Annotated in this window: 19 protein-coding genes; 18 read left to right on the forward strand and 1 reads right to left on the reverse strand. The window is 42.6% G+C overall.

What is annotated here, in order from left to right; all coding sequences use genetic code 11:
- Positions 1–7 precede the first annotated feature (7 nt).
- From ACJJIS_RS15880 to ACJJIS_RS15890, 3 genes are all read left to right on the forward strand, one after another.
- Complete coding sequence (locus ACJJIS_RS15880) at positions 8–1,405, forward strand: DUF2130 domain-containing protein (RefSeq protein ID WP_475708517.1); 1,398 nt, start codon at positions 8–10, stop codon at positions 1,403–1,405.
- Between the two features lie 699 nt (positions 1,406–2,104).
- A complete protein-coding gene (locus ACJJIS_RS15885) occupies positions 2,105–2,488 on the forward strand; it encodes a hypothetical protein (protein WP_475708518.1) in 384 nt (127 codons plus the stop codon).
- 131 nt (positions 2,489–2,619) lie between these two features.
- Positions 2,620–2,961: a hypothetical protein gene (locus tag ACJJIS_RS15890; RefSeq protein WP_475708519.1), complete on the forward strand. Its 342-nt coding sequence runs from the start codon at positions 2,620–2,622 to the stop codon at positions 2,959–2,961.
- A gap of 779 nt (positions 2,962–3,740) precedes the next feature.
- Here ACJJIS_RS15890 and ACJJIS_RS15895 read toward each other — a convergent pair.
- Complete coding sequence (locus ACJJIS_RS15895) at positions 3,741–4,217, reverse strand: hypothetical protein (RefSeq protein ID WP_444916368.1); 477 nt, start codon at positions 4,215–4,217, stop codon at positions 3,741–3,743.
- A gap of 128 nt (positions 4,218–4,345) precedes the next feature.
- Between ACJJIS_RS15895 and ACJJIS_RS15900 the strand changes: the two genes are divergently transcribed.
- From ACJJIS_RS15900 to ACJJIS_RS15970, 15 genes are all read left to right on the forward strand, one after another.
- On the forward strand, positions 4,346–4,612 hold the full coding sequence (locus ACJJIS_RS15900; RefSeq protein WP_444916367.1) for a hypothetical protein: 267 nt from the start codon (positions 4,346–4,348) through the stop codon (positions 4,610–4,612).
- 281 nt (positions 4,613–4,893) lie between these two features.
- Positions 4,894–5,358 (forward strand): Tse2 family ADP-ribosyltransferase toxin, encoded by a 465-nt coding sequence (locus ACJJIS_RS15905; RefSeq protein ID WP_444916366.1) that lies wholly within the window; start codon positions 4,894–4,896, stop codon positions 5,356–5,358.
- Between the two features lie 801 nt (positions 5,359–6,159).
- Positions 6,160–6,447 (forward strand): hypothetical protein, encoded by a 288-nt coding sequence (locus ACJJIS_RS15910; protein ID WP_475708520.1) that lies wholly within the window; start codon positions 6,160–6,162, stop codon positions 6,445–6,447.
- 583 nt (positions 6,448–7,030) lie between these two features.
- Positions 7,031–7,663 (forward strand): DUF1294 domain-containing protein, encoded by a 633-nt coding sequence (locus tag ACJJIS_RS15915; protein ID WP_475708521.1) that lies wholly within the window; start codon positions 7,031–7,033, stop codon positions 7,661–7,663.
- Positions 7,664–8,460: 797 nt separating this feature from the next.
- Positions 8,461–9,126, forward strand: a complete 666-nt coding sequence (locus ACJJIS_RS15920; protein ID WP_444915791.1) for an AHH domain-containing protein — start codon at positions 8,461–8,463, stop codon at positions 9,124–9,126.
- Positions 9,127–9,128: 2 nt separating this feature from the next.
- Complete coding sequence (locus tag ACJJIS_RS15925) at positions 9,129–9,653, forward strand: hypothetical protein (protein WP_475708522.1); 525 nt, start codon at positions 9,129–9,131, stop codon at positions 9,651–9,653.
- Positions 9,654–10,602: 949 nt separating this feature from the next.
- Positions 10,603–11,109 carry a hypothetical protein gene (locus ACJJIS_RS15930; RefSeq protein ID WP_475708523.1) on the forward strand — a complete coding sequence of 169 codons (507 nt, stop codon included), beginning with the start codon at positions 10,603–10,605 and terminating at the stop codon, positions 11,107–11,109.
- Between the two features lie 93 nt (positions 11,110–11,202).
- Positions 11,203–11,637, forward strand: a complete 435-nt coding sequence (locus tag ACJJIS_RS15935; protein WP_475708524.1) for a hypothetical protein — start codon at positions 11,203–11,205, stop codon at positions 11,635–11,637.
- An 88-nt stretch (positions 11,638–11,725) separates the two neighbouring features.
- Complete coding sequence (locus ACJJIS_RS15940) at positions 11,726–12,106, forward strand: energy transducer TonB (RefSeq protein WP_475708525.1); 381 nt, start codon at positions 11,726–11,728, stop codon at positions 12,104–12,106.
- 928 nt (positions 12,107–13,034) lie between these two features.
- A complete protein-coding gene (locus tag ACJJIS_RS15945; RefSeq protein WP_475708526.1) occupies positions 13,035–13,439 on the forward strand; it encodes an ester cyclase in 405 nt (134 codons plus the stop codon).
- A gap of 64 nt (positions 13,440–13,503) precedes the next feature.
- Entirely contained in the window at positions 13,504–13,836 is a 333-nt protein-coding gene (locus tag ACJJIS_RS15950) for a hypothetical protein (RefSeq protein WP_475708527.1), read from the forward strand.
- A 93-nt stretch (positions 13,837–13,929) separates the two neighbouring features.
- Positions 13,930–14,397: a hypothetical protein gene (locus ACJJIS_RS15955; RefSeq protein WP_475708528.1), complete on the forward strand. Its 468-nt coding sequence runs from the start codon at positions 13,930–13,932 to the stop codon at positions 14,395–14,397.
- 246 nt (positions 14,398–14,643) lie between these two features.
- Positions 14,644–15,171, forward strand: coding sequence for a hypothetical protein (locus ACJJIS_RS15960; protein WP_475708529.1), 528 nt, complete (start codon positions 14,644–14,646; stop codon positions 15,169–15,171).
- Positions 15,172–15,297: 126 nt separating this feature from the next.
- On the forward strand, positions 15,298–15,813 hold the full coding sequence (locus ACJJIS_RS15965; RefSeq protein ID WP_475708530.1) for a hypothetical protein: 516 nt from the start codon (positions 15,298–15,300) through the stop codon (positions 15,811–15,813).
- 55 nt (positions 15,814–15,868) lie between these two features.
- Positions 15,869–16,204: a hypothetical protein gene (locus ACJJIS_RS15970; RefSeq protein ID WP_475708531.1), complete on the forward strand. Its 336-nt coding sequence runs from the start codon at positions 15,869–15,871 to the stop codon at positions 16,202–16,204.
- The last annotated feature ends 910 nt before the right edge of the window (positions 16,205–17,114 follow it).

Below are 17,114 nucleotides of genomic sequence, written 5' to 3' on the forward strand. Positions count from 1 at the left end.
AAGAATTATGAATGAAATCAAATGCCCTCATTGTCAAAAAGCTTTCAAAATTGATGAAGCCGGATATGCCGACATAATGAAACAAGTTCGGGATAATGAATTTGATCAGGAGTTGCATGAGAGGCTTGAGCTTGCGGAGAAAGAAAAGAGAGCTGCCTTAGAGCTTGTGAAGGAAAAAGTAACAAATGAAATGCTGAAGGCCTCCGCAATAAAAGATACTGAGATACTAGAATTGAAGGCCAGGGTTGAAGCTGCCGAGGTCTCTCAGAAGCTAGCTGTAACAGAGGCCCTTAAAAATGTTGAGAGGGAACGAGACTCACTTGTCTCCGAGTTACAACAAGCCAAGAAAAACTATGAGTCCTCTTCCGAGTTGGCAAAGGCTGAACATATATCCCAACTCAAAGAAACTTCTGCGAGAAAAGATTTTAAAATAAAGGAGCTTGAATCAAACTTAAGTGCCCAACAAGCAATCCAGAAGCAAGCAGTTACAGAGGCCGTACATGCAACAGAGAAGGAACGCGAAGAACTCAAGAGTGAACTTGAAAAAGCGAGGCTTGAGAAACAGCTGTCGGAGACATCTCTAAAAGAGAAGTATGAGACTCAGATTAAGGATCGGGACGATGCAATCGAGCGCCTTAAAGATATGAAAGCCCGTCTATCCACTAAAATGATTGGTGAAACCCTTGAACAACATTGTGAGACTGAATTTAACCGAATAAGAGCAACTGCTTTTCCGAAGGCGTATTTTGAAAAAGACAACGATGCGAAAGGAGGAAGTAAAGGGGATTACATTTTTCGAGACTTAGATGATTCTGGCACTGAATCAGTATCCATCATGTTTGAAATGAAAAATGAACGTGATGAAACGGCAACAAAAAAGAAGAATGAAGATTTCCTTAAAGAACTCGACAAAGACCGCAATGAAAAAGGCTGCGAGTACGCAGTTCTGGTATCGCTGTTAGAAGCAGATAGCGAGCTTTATAATTCCGGTATCGTCGATGTCTCCCACCGTTTCCCTAAGATGTATGTTATCCGCCCCCAATTTTTCATTCCCATAATCACTCTTTTGAGAAATGCTGCTCAGAACTCACTGAAATATAAAGCTGAGCTGGCTGTAGTAAGAGCTCAGAATATTGACATCACCAACTTCGAAGATGAGCTTGATGCATTTAAGTCAGGCTTCGCAAGGAACTACGATCTGGCATCCAGGAAATTTAAAACAGCTATTGATGAAATTGACAAGACCATCACTCATCTTCAGAAAACCAAGGATGCACTGCTTGGCTCTGAGAATAACCTTCGTCTCGCGAACAAAAAGGCAGACGATCTAACAGTTAAAAAATTGACAAAAAAGAATCCAACAATGGCGGCAAAGTTTGCTGAGCTTGAGAGCGATGACGCCTAAATCGGTTAGCCGGTAGTTTCTAGCTACCGGCCCCCACACAATCCATTGAGTGACTTTCTATTCGTAATGAATCACTACCCAACGATTACGTAATGAAATCGAACGGCCACACTGAAAGCATAACTGAAAAGGTTAGATGGATATCCCCAAATAAAACGTGAACTTTTGTTACACAACTGCGTCATTTACTCTACCTATTAGGGCAAATGGCTTCGGCATCCTTGGCCATTCAACTCCAGGCTAAGCTTTATAGGATATTTCTATTCGTCAGTTCGTAGTTTAGCTGGCGACTTCCTCCCCACAAACCTCATGGTGTGGCAGTTGCTATTCGTTAGTAGTTAGGATTTAATAAAACCCGTTAAATGGCGACCACCCTACAGGGGCTTTCACCCCATTATTTCACGCCTAAGCTGGGCGTACCAAGGGCTAGCAACAGGCCATCAAAAGTGTTACTCAAATTACTTACGCAATTACGTGCCACATTTGTCGGCCACTACGGCCGGCGTTCAGGCTGTAGAAAAACTAATGTGTATCTATGATTGTTAATATGTGATCAAATATTAACCTAGAATGGTGGTTCTGCGTGAATTCTGAATTGGTTTTCATCGGTGAATAGGCTATTTTTCACGTAGAAGCATAAGATGAAAAATGAGGCGAGTTTTTCTACACCCTCACTATGCAAAAGGAAATAGATAAATCATGGAAGCTGTAAATTCAATTCAGAATGCCCAAACTGATATAGCCTTAAAGTTGCGAAATAAGGCCGCTGGATCTGTACTATTGATAGGTCTTGCAGTGGCAATAATGATTTGCAGTTCGCAGGGTGTCTTATTGCCGTCAATCGACGAACCTGATACTTGGTTTCAGAGGAGTGGCTCAGTAGCTGTATTTATCGCTGTTTACCTAGAGTACATAGCACAATACCAGCTAAAAACAATTTCTGAGTTTGTATATGAAGGGGGCAACTTAAGCAATCCATACTCTAGATATTTTGGATGGATTTCAAAGGCATGTGTGGTTTTGGCTGTAATGGGTACAATTGTATGGGGATACGGCGACCTACTGTACCTTGCAGCAGCATAACAAAACGCTTCAAGAAACGGCTTACTCTGTGCTCCTTTTGCACGAGTCGCTTCACTCCTATTTTTGTAAAAAATACAATCAAAATAAGTCGTTCTTGAGTGTGGCGTTAGGCAACCAAAATGGAGAAAGTGATGAAAACTAAGTTCACCACAATTTTACTAATTTTAACTGCCAGCTTTGGGGTAATGTCCGTGAAAGCGGAAACATACTCTGCCAGTCATGATAAGGTGAAATTGTTATTCCAGAGCAACGAAGAGAAGACCGCCAAAGATGCGGTATGGACGGCCCGAGACATCTTTAAAGTGGGCGTTATCAATGATGGATCTAGTCGAGATGGATACGCCTCATATGTATGCCAAGTTCTCTATGATTATGGTTTTAAGGGCAGGAAGGTCTGGGTTCAAATAATCGACATTGTAAAATTAACTAGAAATAACAAATGGGTAAAACTTGGCCAGGCTCACTGCCAATAACTTGCCTAGATCAGGTAGCCGGTAGTTTCTAACTACGGGCCCCACACCACCCATAGGACAACACTAGGACACCCACAGATTGAAATATGACGCAGGAAAAAGTACAGGCCTTCCACCTTGAAGGCCATTTCTCTTGGTCTGGTGAAGAGCAAGGAGAAATGCAGAAAAATTATGCTTGAGGTTTGAAAATTGCGTGATTTTGGCCAAGCCGGAAGGAATAATATCGAAAGGCGGGGTGGGAATTAGGAAGGGCTTGCCAAAAGAAAACGTTGACAGTCGCCTATACCATGTACCCAGCGTTTATTGAGCTGAATACAGGCTTGCCGTACGGCCTCTGCTGATCCCAACAGGCCTTTAAAGCGGCTTTCAAAGTTCCGATTAAGATAGAGCCAGTGTTTTGTTGAGATGCCCAGCCGCTCAAGGATAGGGGGCGTCTTTTGAGAAGTGGCGCCGCGCTTTTTGGGGTCTAAATGCCGGCCACTCCAGTCTACTAACGCCAAATAATGATCCAATTGAAAGGGCAACCCTTTCGGCATATTAAGGGAACAACACTAGGACACCCACAGACTGAAAGATGACTTTGGAAATAGTATAAGCCCCCACCTTGACGACCATTTCTTCTGGTCTGGTGTAGGATAAGGTGAAATACTAAAAATTATGCTTTAGGTTTGAAAATTGCGTAATTTTGGCCAATCCGGAAGGGATAGTATCGAAAGGTTAGGAGGGAATTATTGGGGCGTTGCAGAAAGGAAACGTTGGCAGTCGCCTATGCCATGTACCTAACGTTTATTGAGCTGAATACAGGCTTGCCGTACAGCCTCTGCTGATCCCACCAGGCCTTTAAAGCGGCTTTCGAAGTTCCGATTGAGATAGAGCCAGTGTTTTGCTGAGATGCCCAGCCGCTCAAGGATAGGGGGAGTATTTTGAGAAATGACACTGCGTTTTTTCGGGTCTAAATGCCGGCCACTCCAGTCTACTAACGCCAAATAGTGATCCAATTGAAAGGGCAACCCCTTCGGCATATTAAGGCGCTCGCCGCCCACAAACGGTAGTAGCTCTTTAGGCTGCTCACCTGAGATCACAGCGCGAACACGCTGCTGAATGGACGTGTGATCGGAGTCCTCCGGGGTTTTTGCAATATCGGCACGGATAGGATTGAGACGGCCCTCCCAGAAGCGGCCAGTACAGCAGTCTTCTGCGTTGGCTTGGCGAGCAATAGATTCGTTTAGGCAGCGCATAAACCAACTGATATCCATTAATCGCTCTCGCCACAGCTCAATCAACTCTTTAAGCTTGTTCTTTTCACTGCGGTATAGTTAGACCTAAATGAAGCGCTGAGTCAAATTATTAGTGGAAGAATAGATCAAGATTTTAGTAGGGTTTTATGCAAGAAATCGAATGGAAGGACGGAAATCCTTCACTAGAAGGTTTATATTTTGTAGCGGTTAAAATGGGACCAGCAGCGGGATGTTATGATTTCGCAAACTGGAACGGCGTGTCTTGGGAAAAGAGTATTGAGGGAAGTGTAATCGCTTTTTGTGACATCGGCAGTTTTATACAACAAATTTCAATTAAATGGCCTTTTGCGGACAACGTGAATATAGACTTCAAACCGACACCTGGCGGAGAGTCGGAGTTTGAAGAAGTATAGCTAAATCGGATAGCAGGTAGTTCCTAGCTACCGCCCTCCACAAAACCTCATGGTGTTTGAATTGTCATTCGCTAATAGTTAACATTTAATAGGGTCCATTAAATGGTGATCTTCCTGTAGGAGACTTTAACCACATGAGTTCACACTCATGCTAGGCGTACCAAGTTAAGGCATGTTCAGCTTCGGCTGGTTCTCCGTCTCGGCACTTTGTGCCCACGCTGCGTATCCATACTTAAGGCGTTAAAATAAAACCAATTTCAAATATTCAATGGAGTGAATTTATGAAAAAAAGCAAGAAGGAAGAAGAGTTCTTTATTAAAAAGAGGGAACTTGGTGAACTTTTTGACTCCGAATTTAATTTAGACGTAAATTTGTGGAGAGGGCAGCGTAAAGCTGATCGAGGATCGCCTGTTTTGTATCCTATACTAAAGTCTTTTAGGCTTTCTAACGGAAAAATTAGAAATCCTGATATAGACACATACTGGAGCAATGGTGAGTGGTGGGTAGACTGTACTTCAGGGGGTGTTTCATTATTTGATGTGCTGGGGGTACCGGTTTCTCGTTGGGATTATTATAGGCTATCACCAAACATTGCAATCCCTCATGGCCTAGTTATAACGAAAGATTCATATAATCGAAGTTATGAGGCTACACATTACTCAATCCGCCCTCATTGGGATATGCCAGTCACTAAGTTTTGTATACTCTTAGATGAACTTACTAAAGAAATCGTATTCGAGAATTAATTATGGAACTAAGCCTTTCACATTTGTCTCTCATGATCGAGCTAACTGAGTCAGAAATATATCGAATGAAATTGATAATAGATAATCCCTCTTCAACAGAAGAGGAAGTGGATGCCAGTGGAGAGCATTCCATGCAACTATTATCTCTATCGACAGCACTTGCGGAATTGTATAAGCATAAGTGGAGCGATAACTGTAACTATCCTAGTTATGAGGATTTAGTTTCTTCACTCCAATTGGAGAATTGAACTCTAAATCGGATAGCCGGTAATTTCTAGCTACCGGCCCCTACACCACCCATCGTGTAGGCCCGTAATGGACGGTTCCCTATCCGTACTGATTTTCTATTCAATGATAGTCTTGAGCAGATCTTCAGTTGAACTGAGTGTTATGGCAGTACGCTACCGCAACTTTACCCGACTGGAAACATATTGGTAGGCTAGCCCTGTCTTTTAACTCATGGAGTTTGGCTCCAGGCTTTCACCATGTCCAAGGTAATAATCTTGGCGCTAGGCTACTATACCGTCGGCTGACTTCCGTTTAATCACTTTGGTCATTACTGACAGAAGCGCTGCTGTGTTCCACCACTTCTTCTATCCCCACGATAGTGAAAAGCGGGTTGGGCCTACTTGCAAGTCAGCGGCCACACACAATTTCATAGCAGCAAGTTAAACAGGCCTTACCGGATAAGAGGCTCTACCTGATTGTAGCCACCAAGAGAATGAGGGTTGAAGACTTGGTAAGTAAGTTAACTTGGGTTGCTGATCGGATGTCAGTAATTAAAGAGGCTCAAGACGCACTATGATTGAATATAAATACCCAGAAGAACGCGAGATCCTTATTCACTACGCTGAAAAGATGGAGAATGAAACTGCACTAGATATTCTTAAGAAAGGCGTAGTTTCTAATCGAGAGCAGGCATTAGCTCTTTCTCAATTCTATTGGGGAATGATAGACGTTGCTGCTGATGATCAAGGTTCTGGATTCCCTCTGCTGGAGAAAGAAGGAATCGAGCAGTGGATGGAGTATATTTTTCACTCTCTGAATGGCTACTTAGTGAGTAATGGCTATGAAGAAGAGTGGGATTAAGAGTAAGGCTCTGAATGGGTAGCCGGTAGTATCTAGCTACCGGCCCCCACAGCACCCATCGTGCAGGCCCACAATGGGCAGCTCCCTATCTGTAATGAATTTCTACTCAATGATCACTACTGTGTTCAACCACATTTTTTAACCCACGATAGTGGCTAGCGGGTTGGACCTATTTATGAATCAGCGGCCACCTGACAACTTCACAGCAGCAAGCTAAACAGATCTCCACAGATAAGAACGAGAACTTTCACTACACAACTGCATCATTTACTTTACCCGTTAGATCACCCGGCTTCGGTGTCATTGGCCACCTCGCCTCCAGGCTAAGCCTTATATGATGTTTCTGTTCGTCAGCTCGTAGTTTTGCCAGCGGCTTCTCTCTGAAAGACCTCGTGGTGTTGTAGTTGCCATTCACTAGTAGTTAGCATTTAATGGAGGCCATTATGATCTTCCTACAGGGGACTTTCACCCCATTAGTTCACGCCCATGCTGGGCGTACTAAGCGTAGGCACGGGAAAAATTTTCCGCTGCGCTCCAAATTTTCCCGTGCTACGGGCGTTAGCCATCAGATTCGAGAGGGAGCATGAAGCTTCAAGGTAAAGTAGTAAATTGGAATGATGATAAAGGCTTCGGTTTTGTTGAGCCTAATGGTGGAGGCGATCGTGCTTTTGTTCACATTAAAGCTTTTAAGCCTCGTTCACGTAGGCCTGTTAATGGTGAAGTCATCATCTACGAACTAGTCAGAGAAAATAGTAATCGGTTTAAAGCTATAAATATCAAATTTGCTCGAGATACTGAAGCTTCAAGTAATCGAAGCAAATCTAAAGGTGGTGGCAACTTTGGTGTAGCTTTTATAATAGTTTTTTGTGTTGGCCTTTCGACATCGATCGTTGTCGGTAAATTACCGTTAATCGTTGCTGGCTTGTATGTTGCAATGAGTTTAATAACATTTATCGCTTACGCAATTGATAAGTCCGCTGCTCAAAATGGGCGTTGGAGAACAAAAGAAAGCACATTACATTTTTTTTCAACATTTGGTGGTTGGCCTGGTGCTTACTTTGCTCAAAACAAGTTACGTCACAAGTCGAGTAAAAAAGAATTTAAAAGTGTTTATTGGGTAACTGTCATTTTGAATTTAGGTGGCTTAATTTGGCTTCATACTGAAAAAGGAACAAAGTTCCTTAATAACACAGTTGTTCCATTATTGAATGGCTAAATCAGGTAGCCGGTAGCTTTTAACTACCGGCCCCCACACCACCCATCGTGCGGGTCCGCAATGGGCGGTTCCCTATCCGTAACGAAGCTCTACCCAACCTTGGCGTCGAGCAGATCTTCATTTGAGTTGAGTGTCATGGCAGCACGCTACCTCAACTTATCCGACTGGAAACAAATCGGTAGGCTAGCCCTGTCTTTTAACTCGCGGATTTTGGGTTCAGGCCTTCACCCTGTCCAAGGTATTAATCTTGGCACTTGGCTACTATGCCGTCGACTGACGTCTTTTTAATTACCTTGATCATTACTGACCAAGGCGCCGCTGTGTCCTACCATTTTTGTCTACCCCACGATGGTGGCTAGTGGGTTGGATCTACTTATGAGTCAGCGGCCACGCTGACAGCTTCATAGCAGCAAGCTAAACAGATCTCCCCTGATAAGAACGCTAACTTTCACTACACAACTGCATAATTTTCTCCACCAGTTAGATCACATGGCTTCGGTATCCTTGGGCACCTCGCCTCCAGGCTAAGCCTTACAGGATGTTTCTGTTCGTCAGCTCGTAGTTTTGCTAACGACTTCCTCCCCACAAGACCTCGCGGTGTTGCAGTTGCCATTCACTAGTAGTTAGCATTTAATGGAGTCCATTAAATGGTGATCTCTCTAGAGGAGACTTTCACCCCATTAGTTCACGCTCATGCTGGGCATACCAAGTAAAGGCAGCGGACAGCTAAAGCTGCGCGCCGCCTTTAGGCGTTAAATGCTCCCAAAATATCAACATCAGAGTTCAAGGAAAGCAAGGTGTTCAAAACAAGAAATATACTTCAAAGGACTATCGATTCTGCCATTCAAGGGTATGGCAAAAGGCCATGGAAGAATGAAGCTGAAAAGGATGCGTATATTAGGCATGAAATATCACATATAAAATCAATCGTAAAGCTTCAAACACAATTGGACAAATATCAATCTGAAGCATCAAGTCTCGATGCAGAAGAATTAATGAACGAAGAAGCAAGCTCTGCAAAACTTGGTAAAAACATGAGAGCATCTGGAAAGCCAAAACCAAATTATAGGTGGGATGCGCATCACATAGTCAGTGGATCTCATAATGAAGCTGCCGCATTACGCGGAATAATTGCTTTGTTAAAACTACGAATAGACGACCCTAATAATGGTGTTTGGCTTCCGCGCAGAACGGCTGATACAGGTCAAAATCCCTACCCAAGAGCAGTTCCTCATAGTAGAATACATCGTCAAAATTACTATGACTGGCTCAATGAATCTCTTTTGCATATACGGGATTTAAGCACATTTATTACTACACTAAATGTGATTGAAAATATGCTGCTGACAGCTAATTTCCCTAAAAAGGTAATGCTTGTAAAAGGAGATAAAAGGGCTAGCCTTGCAGAGTATCAAGAGCCCTTCTGGGATGGTACACCTTGGAAAAGTGTTGGTAGGATATAAAAGTGTCAGTCTACAAAGTAACCTTTCAGGAAAAAGCTCCACGAATAAACATAGATGTGCCAACAATGATGAAGACACTTGGTGGTTTCAAGTTTGTCTTTGACGGCACTCCTCGAGAGGAAATTTGGAAAAAATTCACAGCGTCGCTCTTTAACAATGAAGAAATTGCAACTGACTTAGGAGAATGGCAAAGAAATATATGCTTTAACTTAAAAGCATATAATGCTCTTCATTTGAATCTTGACAGATATGGTGAGTTTCTGCCAATAGATCTTTCTGGAGAAACGTGGTTTATTTTCAATATAACCCACAGTATTGAAGCTGATTTAACAAAAAGTTCAAAAGAAATAATCGATGGAAAAGAATCTTCATATGTGAAAGAGATTTCTTTTAATCCATCTCCTGACGATCTTATCTTCAAAACAAGCTATGATGGGTTCATGGGAATTTATTGCCAAAAGGGTTTTATAGATCTAATTAATGGCCATTCAGGGTTAGAATTCAATGAAGATCTACGAGCAATCTGAACCACTCATTTAAATCGGGTAGCCGGTAGTTTCTAATTGCCGGCCCCCGCACCATCCATCGTGCGGGTCCGCAATGGGCGGCTCCCTATCCATATTGAATCTCTACCCAACGATAGAGTCGGGCAACCCTTCATTTGAGCTGAGTGTCATGGCAGTGCGCTACGTCAATTTTATATCCTACTGGCAACATATCGTTAGGTTAGCCCTGTCTTTTAACTCGTGGATTCTGGGTTCAGGCCTTCACCCTGTCCAAGATATTAATCTTGGCAGTTGGCTACTATGCCGTCTGCTGACTTCTGTTTAATCACCCTACTCATTACTGAGCAGAGCGCTGCTGTGTTCCACCATTTTTGTCTACCCCACGATGGTGGCGACCTACTTATGAGTCAGCGGCCACGCTGACAGCTTCATAGCAGCAAGCTAAACAGATCTCCCCAGATAAGAACGTGAACTTTCACTACACAACTGCATCATTTACTCTACCCGTTAGATCACATGGCTTCGGTGTGCTTGGCCACCTCGCCTCCAGGCTAAGCCTTATATGATGTTTCTGTCCGTCAGCTCGTAGTTTTGCTAGCGGCTTCCTCCCCACAAGACCTCACAGTGTTGCAGTTGCCATTCGCTAGTAGTTAGCATTTAATGGAACTCATTAAATGGTGATCTCTCTACAGGAGACTTTCACCCCATTAGTTCACGCCCATGCTGGGCGTACCGAGTCCAGCCAGTGAGTCGCAGACAAGCTGCGCTCCTACTGGCAGCGTTCAGGCTGTAGAAAAACTAATATATGTCTTTGCCTCCTTAGATGTGATCAAATATTAACCATAAATGGTGATTTTATGTGAATTCTGATTTAGCTTTCACTGATGAGTAGGCTATTTTTCACGTAGAAGCACAGTACGAAAAGAGGGCTGAGTTTTTCTACAGCCTCGTTATGCATTTTCGGAAAGTTATGTTCAAAAAAATTAGAGTCAGATTTCCAGATATCTCGGTATTCTTGGTTTTTTTAGTTCTCATTGCACTATTGCCAATAGTACTCTTGGCCACTCCATTTTTTCTAATATCTGCAAGAAGACAAGAGAAGGCGCTAGAAGAGGAATATAAAAAATTCTTGTTAGCACACGAAGGCAGTGAGATATTTTGTTATACGAATCGCGGTAACTCGGTAAACCTGATCGGAGAATTTGTGCTGCCGCAACTACCCAAGGGCACCCACATCGTTAAACTGGAAGGTAAAAAGGTTTGTACAAACCTTAATGAAAACTACATTTCATTTATGCTATATCAGTTAAATGAAGTTGGATTCCCTAATGTAATCAAAATATCCAATGGTTCTATTGTAGATTTATCGCTCAAAAAGAAGGTGTACTCTGCCATAAACCAAAGTAAAGTAGAAACCTTATCTGGCATTGTAATCTCGGGTCTAAATCATGTACGAGAGAGTACAAGAAATGCATAACAAAACGCGCCATGAACACCTGCGGCTGGACCTCCATTTCGGCACTTCGTGCCTACATTACGGCCCATGCGCTCAGCGTTATAAGAGCAGATCGTGAGCAAAATTGAACAAAAGTACAATGAAGGGCTTTTTAGAATTGAATCAGGTATATTTTTTACTACTGATCAATTTCACCGAATTTACTTTGATTCAAAGCGTGGCTACTACCCAGGGAATTTGGAGGCCTTATCTTCGCTGGTAACTGAGAATGGTGAAGATTGGTGGTTCACAACAATAGCTCAAGAAGAGGTTAGGAAAGGAGAGTTCGTCGCTATTGTAGGAGGAGGCTCATATGAAGGTGAAGGTTTTGTCGCTTTGAAAAAAGGGACTAATCTTCAGTGGATAATACACCTTGAAAGCAGTGAGGTTTTTAGTGAAGTGGAAATTGAGAAAGATGTCGTTATCGCTTACGCAAACAGCTTTCCACATAAAAATACACTCACAGTTCCGATTGATTCGCCTAAGGATTTTACTTTTGTTGAGCAGTGAATCTTATAACAATCGCAGGCTGTCGGAACGCATTTCCGCTCCTTCGACGCTACAAGGCGTCCGCAGCTACGGGAGTTAGGCTGTACCCATGAAGCAAGCGCTACTTTTATTAACAGTATTTTTCAGTCAACTGGTTGGGGCTGAAGAGGTCGTATATTTAATTACAAGAGAAAGTGATTTCTGTGCGGGAAAAGCCTTAAATCCCGATCATTGCCAAGACAATGGAATGTGTTATCACTTCAAAAAAACGCCAATATATCCTTTGGATGCACTAAAGAAAGGAATTGAGGGGTTTGCTAAAGTAAAATTTGATACAGACCCAAAAGGTTGCACTATTAATCACAAGGTTTATGCCTCTAGTCCTGCGGGTGTATTTGATCAAGCGGCAATTGATGCTATAAAAAATTACCAATATTCTGGCGGGGCCACGGGTATTGTTGAAACAGTTACATTCAGTATTCAAAAATAAGCCTAACAAGGTGGTGTTGTCGCCTTCGACTGGGACCTTCGTTCCGCTGGTGCTCCACTCCGGCCCCAAACCACGGAGCAACACTAGGACACCCATAGATTGAAAGATAACATTGGAAATAGTATAGGCCTTCCACCTTGACGGCCATTTATCCTAGCCTGATGTAGGGCAAGGTGAAATACTGAAAAATTATGCTTGAGGTTTGAAAATTTCGTGTTTTTGGCCAAACCGGAAGGAATAGTATCGAAAGGTTGGGAAGGAATTAGTGGGGCGTTGCAGAAAGGAAACGTTGGCAGTCGCCTATACCATGTACCCAACATTTATTGAGCCGAATACAGGCTTGCCGTACGGCCTCTGCTGATCCCACCAGGCCTTTAAAGCGGCTTTCAAAGTTCCGATAGCCAGTGTTTTACTGAGGTGCCCAGACGCTCAAGGATAGGGGGCGCGTTTTGAGAAATGGTACCGATCGGCTTGAGATCTACATAGGCTATAAAGTAGGCCTCCTGAATCGAGGCTAGCAGGTTGGGCCTAATTATGACTTAGCGGCCACGCAGACGGCAGCAAGCTAAACAGATCTGTCCAGATAAGAATGTGAACTTTCAATACACGGCTACATCATTAGCTCAGCCCATTAGCCACATAGCTGCGGTATCCTTGGCCACCTCGCCTCCAGGCTAAGCCTTATATGATGTTTCTGTTTGTCTGCTCGCAGTTTTACTAGCGGCTTCCTCCCCACAAGACCTCACAGTGTTGCAGTTGCCATTCGCTAGTAGTTAGCATTTAATGGACCCATTAAATGGTGATCCTCCTGCAGGGGACTTTCACCCCATTAGTTCACGCCCATGCTGGGCATACCAAGTCAATTAACTACGCGCCTCTGGCGCCCGACAGCTTACACTCTGCTTCGTTATGTTTCTGAGGATGACTAGTGCATAAAGATCAAGTTCGAAGATTTTATGAGGTTCTTTGGGACGCCCACGATAAGAAAGCAATGCCATCGATCCTGCATGAGAGCTTCTCCTTTAGAGGATCATTGGGACAGGAAAAGCGAGGTCACAAAGCTTTCGCTGAATATGTCGATATGGTTCACAAAGCGCTGGGTGATTACAAATGCATTATTGAAGATCTCGTAGAAGAAGCAGACAAGGTTTTTGCGAAGATGTCCTTTACCGGATTTCATAGAGATGAGTTTATGGGCTTTTTACCATCACATAAACGCGTAACTTGGAATGGGTGCGCCTTGTTTACCTTTGAAGGTAATCGAATCTCTAATGCATGGGTGCTGGGTGATTTAAAGAGCCTTGAAAACCAGCTCAAGAAAAACGAAATATAACAGTCGCAGCCAGCAGGACCGCCGCTACGTCCCGACTTCTACTGCAAGGCGTTATGTGTAAAAAATGAAAGAACACCAAATACAAAAAGTAATAGACGAGCTTTCTGATGATAAGAAGATTCAGCTGTTGTGTAATTACGGCCATCAGTTAACAATTCATGCTCGTGGTGGCTATGAATTTCAAGGGTTGGGTGTTACCGATCCGAGACTACTGAGAGACTGCAACGAAATCCAACACCGCGTTTTTCAAGCAGTTCGCGAAGTGGCTCAAGATTCAGACAATCAATTTTGTCTCAATAACGTTGGCGGCTGGATATCAGCCGAAGAAAGAAATGAAACAATACGTACAGCTAGTATTCAAGCTTTTCAAACAGCACTGGCTAAACTCAACACATAACCAAGCACGCAATGCTCGGCCAAGGAAACCTTGGCTTGGACTGTCACTGCTTCATAACGCCAGCCCATTCGCTTGGCGTTAAATGAATTTTCTATGGACCTATATACGATCAATTTGACAACCAACACACGCAAGATGGTAAATCCCTTTACTGAAGAGGTTTCCTATGCGTCTGTAGATGATCCTATTAGCGCTTCGGCAAAAAGTAACCTAAAGCAGCTCTTGTTAGAATTAGGTGCAACTTCTGAAGAAGAAGATACTTATGTTTATGTGCCACTAGAAAGTAACGCGACGCTAAGATTAGGGGTACTCAACTTTCTAGAAAATGAATCTCTGGTGGGTATTGCATTCGAGTACGATGATTTAGATATATCGCTTGCTAAGGCCTTGTTTCAAATTTGCAGAGCTGGTGAGTTGGTTATTCGGTCCGGTACTGATGAAGAGCCTGTGGCTGTAGTAGCAGAACTCGCTAATCCTTCGCTGCAATCGCGTTGGTTAAAGCTGGAAAAAATTGGGCGAGCCGAAGAGCTTTTAGCCTGGATGCAGACGAATTTAGAATGAAACAGTTAACAAGGCACTACAACTGATCGCTAACGCGCCGGTTGAGCTTGGCGTTCAGGCTGTAGAAAAACTAATTTATGTCTTTGCTTTCTTGGGTGTGATTGAATATTAACCATAAATGGTAATTCTAAGTGAATTCTGATCTAACTTTCACAGATAAGTAGGCTATTTTTCACGTAGAAGCACAATACGAAAAGAGGGGTGAGTTTTTCTACACCCTCGTTAACACCCTCAAGAGATTGATGTATGTTAGAATCATTACTAAATAAATTTAAAGCAAAGAATGAGAAACATTCTCCTGGAAATATGTCATTCGATTTTAAGTTGTTCTTTATTTATCACATAGCTATGATGATTTTATTTGGTGGGAGACCTATAGAAAGCCCGTTAAATCAAGCTATGTTTGCAATGGCATTAGGCATAGCCTTAATTGTGGCATCAATCATATATAAAGCTAAATACAATTGGTCGTGGCCTGGACTTTCAGTAACTAGTATTCCTATTGTAATATTCAATATTATTTTTCTGTATGCTTTTTTCGCTTTTTCAGCATACACAATAGTATCAAATGGGAATATGCCAGATATTAAAAATACTGATATATTACTTCTTATTCAAGAATCATGGGGTGTAATATTGCAAGCATTCAATCACCCTGCATTAACTCCTTGGTTCTTGGGTGGAGCGGGTATTATGGTATTCAATACTCTTTCAAGCTTAAATCTTGTTTGTAGTAACAAAGATGAATTTGAAGCTCAATGCAATGTCAGTTAACAAGTTTACCAACGACCACTCAACGGTAGGGCTGTTGGGCTGGACCTCCGTAAGCTGTCGCAAAAAAACAGAGCCATCTTACTCCGGCCCGTTCCAAAGACGTTAGTTTCCATCAGGCTTCGATCAATGAAAGTTATATATCTAACCTTATTAATCATCCTTTATTCTCAGCGAGCCATTTCGTTTGAATATGATCATAAGGATTTAAGCTTTGATTTGAATAATGCCACTGACATTGTTATTGCCAAGAAAATCTCAGGTCGCATCGCGTACGCAGATCTGACACATGAAATTAGCTCATATAACTCAAAGCCTATTGAGTGGCGTGACTCTCCAGCGTGGGAGAGATTACAAGATCTGAATCGAGGTATCGACTCAACTTTTTTGGTATTGAATTCAATCAAAGGTTCTTTTGAAATAGGGGATCGATTTACATTTAATGACTCATGGATACCTGTTGAGTTGGGTTCAGTTCAACTGTATTTTCTTTATCGGAAAAACGATCAAATCCAGTCTAATCCGTGTCATCGAATGCCAATCGGCGATAACAAACAATCAGTCGTCGAGCTTTCTTCAGATCCTAATGGGATTATTGATTTGGTTTTACGCAACAAGCTATCATTCTGCGATTCAAAAAACTGACAATGCAATGCACTGGACCTCCTGTGTATTGCTTAGGGCGTTATGACTTCCAAATATGAAAAAGATTAAAGAAAGAATTATAAACGCGGGATTAGGTGAAAAAGGGTTGCCGGTATTGGCCAGAATGGGTGAAGATCCAGGAAAGGAATATATAGAACAACTGCTGTCTGATTTGCATTCACTATTTCAAAACCTAAAAAGTTCAAGCAGTTTGAGCAAAGAGTTGTCGTACGCCTTGTACTGTATAGGCCACTATCCATATATTGAGTACTCAGCATGGATTGATAAAGGTGCAACATTTAGAGGCGACCTGATTGACCCTCAGATATTTCAGTTAGAAATGGCCGTTGAAAGTATATTTTGTAATGAATGGTTGGAGTATGTTAATTAATCAAAGTAGAATAATAACAAAAAGTTCTTACGGAAAACCTACGGGTTGCTTCGGCGTCCGTAAAGCTTTGCATTAGTTATCAACAAGGACAAGAAATCAACGAGATGAAATATTTCTTTGCAATAATATCTAGCTTAACTTTAATCTCATGCGCGACCCAAAAAACATATTGGGAACATCCTGAATACGGAAAGCTTGATGGGAACAGTCCGATTGTCTCGTCGGATAGAGATTCCTGTGGAGTTAAGGCATATAGTAAAGGAATTACAATGGATGGGACCTTATATACTGATCGAAGTAAAGTTATTTCCAAGGTGGTAGAAGATTCATTAGCGCGAATAAGAAGCGGAAGTCAAGCAGAGCCAGAGTATTGGAGTGAATATCAAGCACTAGAAAAAGAGTCGACTGAGTGCTTTAAAAACAAAGGGTGGACACGAAGCAAATAGCTAAATCGAGTAGCCGGTAGTTTTTAGCTACCGGCCCCACACCACCCATCATGCGGGTCATGAATGCTAACCGGTTGGACCCACTTACCAGCCAGTAGCCACGCTGGCGGAATCACTGAAACAAATTACACATATTCCCCAAGATAAGAGTATAAAAGTTCACAAATCAGCTGCATCATTAACCCTATCCATTAGATCACGTGGCTCCGGCGCCCCTGGCCTCCTGACTACGCCTTATAGGATGTTTCTGTTCGCCAACTCATAGTTTGGCTCGCGGCTTCCTCCCCACAAAACCTTATAGTATTGCAATTGCTATTCGCTGGTAGTTAGAGGTCATTAAACGGTGATCTTCCTACTGGGGGCTTTCACCGCATTGTTCATAACATGTCAAGTGCGATTCTTATTGCCCCCATCCTTTACGCGAGCATTATAGGGCCCCATAATCGCTCTTTATCCATAAGCAG

The organism is Microbulbifer maximicatervae (SeqCode) (assembly GCF_056231245.1).

What these genes read in the sequence shown, in the direction of transcription:
- ACJJIS_RS15910 (WP_475708520.1), top strand. Translation starts at nt 6,160, where the DNA reads ATGATTGAATATAAATACCCAGAAGAACGCGAGATCCTTATTCACTAC.
- ACJJIS_RS15880 (WP_475708517.1), top strand. Translation starts at nt 8, where the DNA reads ATGAATGAAATCAAATGCCCTCATTGTCAAAAAGCTTTCAAAATTGAT.
- ACJJIS_RS15965 (WP_475708530.1), top strand. Translation starts at nt 15,298, where the DNA reads ATGAAAGTTATATATCTAACCTTATTAATCATCCTTTATTCTCAGCGA.
- ACJJIS_RS15960 (WP_475708529.1), top strand. Translation starts at nt 14,644, where the DNA reads ATGTTAGAATCATTACTAAATAAATTTAAAGCAAAGAATGAGAAACAT.
- ACJJIS_RS15895 (WP_444916368.1), bottom strand. Translation starts at nt 4,217, where the DNA reads ATGGATATCAGTTGGTTTATGCGCTGCCTAAACGAATCTATTGCTCGC.
- ACJJIS_RS15970 (WP_475708531.1), top strand. Translation starts at nt 15,869, where the DNA reads ATGAAAAAGATTAAAGAAAGAATTATAAACGCGGGATTAGGTGAAAAA.
- ACJJIS_RS15955 (WP_475708528.1), top strand. Translation starts at nt 13,930, where the DNA reads ATGGACCTATATACGATCAATTTGACAACCAACACACGCAAGATGGTA.
- ACJJIS_RS15915 (WP_475708521.1), top strand. Translation starts at nt 7,031, where the DNA reads ATGAAGCTTCAAGGTAAAGTAGTAAATTGGAATGATGATAAAGGCTTC.
- ACJJIS_RS15930 (WP_475708523.1), top strand. Translation starts at nt 10,603, where the DNA reads ATGTTCAAAAAAATTAGAGTCAGATTTCCAGATATCTCGGTATTCTTG.
- ACJJIS_RS15905 (WP_444916366.1), top strand. Translation starts at nt 4,894, where the DNA reads ATGAAAAAAAGCAAGAAGGAAGAAGAGTTCTTTATTAAAAAGAGGGAA.
- ACJJIS_RS15890 (WP_475708519.1), top strand. Translation starts at nt 2,620, where the DNA reads ATGAAAACTAAGTTCACCACAATTTTACTAATTTTAACTGCCAGCTTT.
- ACJJIS_RS15885 (WP_475708518.1), top strand. Translation starts at nt 2,105, where the DNA reads ATGGAAGCTGTAAATTCAATTCAGAATGCCCAAACTGATATAGCCTTA.
- ACJJIS_RS15940 (WP_475708525.1), top strand. Translation starts at nt 11,726, where the DNA reads ATGAAGCAAGCGCTACTTTTATTAACAGTATTTTTCAGTCAACTGGTT.
- ACJJIS_RS15900 (WP_444916367.1), top strand. Translation starts at nt 4,346, where the DNA reads ATGCAAGAAATCGAATGGAAGGACGGAAATCCTTCACTAGAAGGTTTA.
- ACJJIS_RS15950 (WP_475708527.1), top strand. Translation starts at nt 13,504, where the DNA reads ATGAAAGAACACCAAATACAAAAAGTAATAGACGAGCTTTCTGATGAT.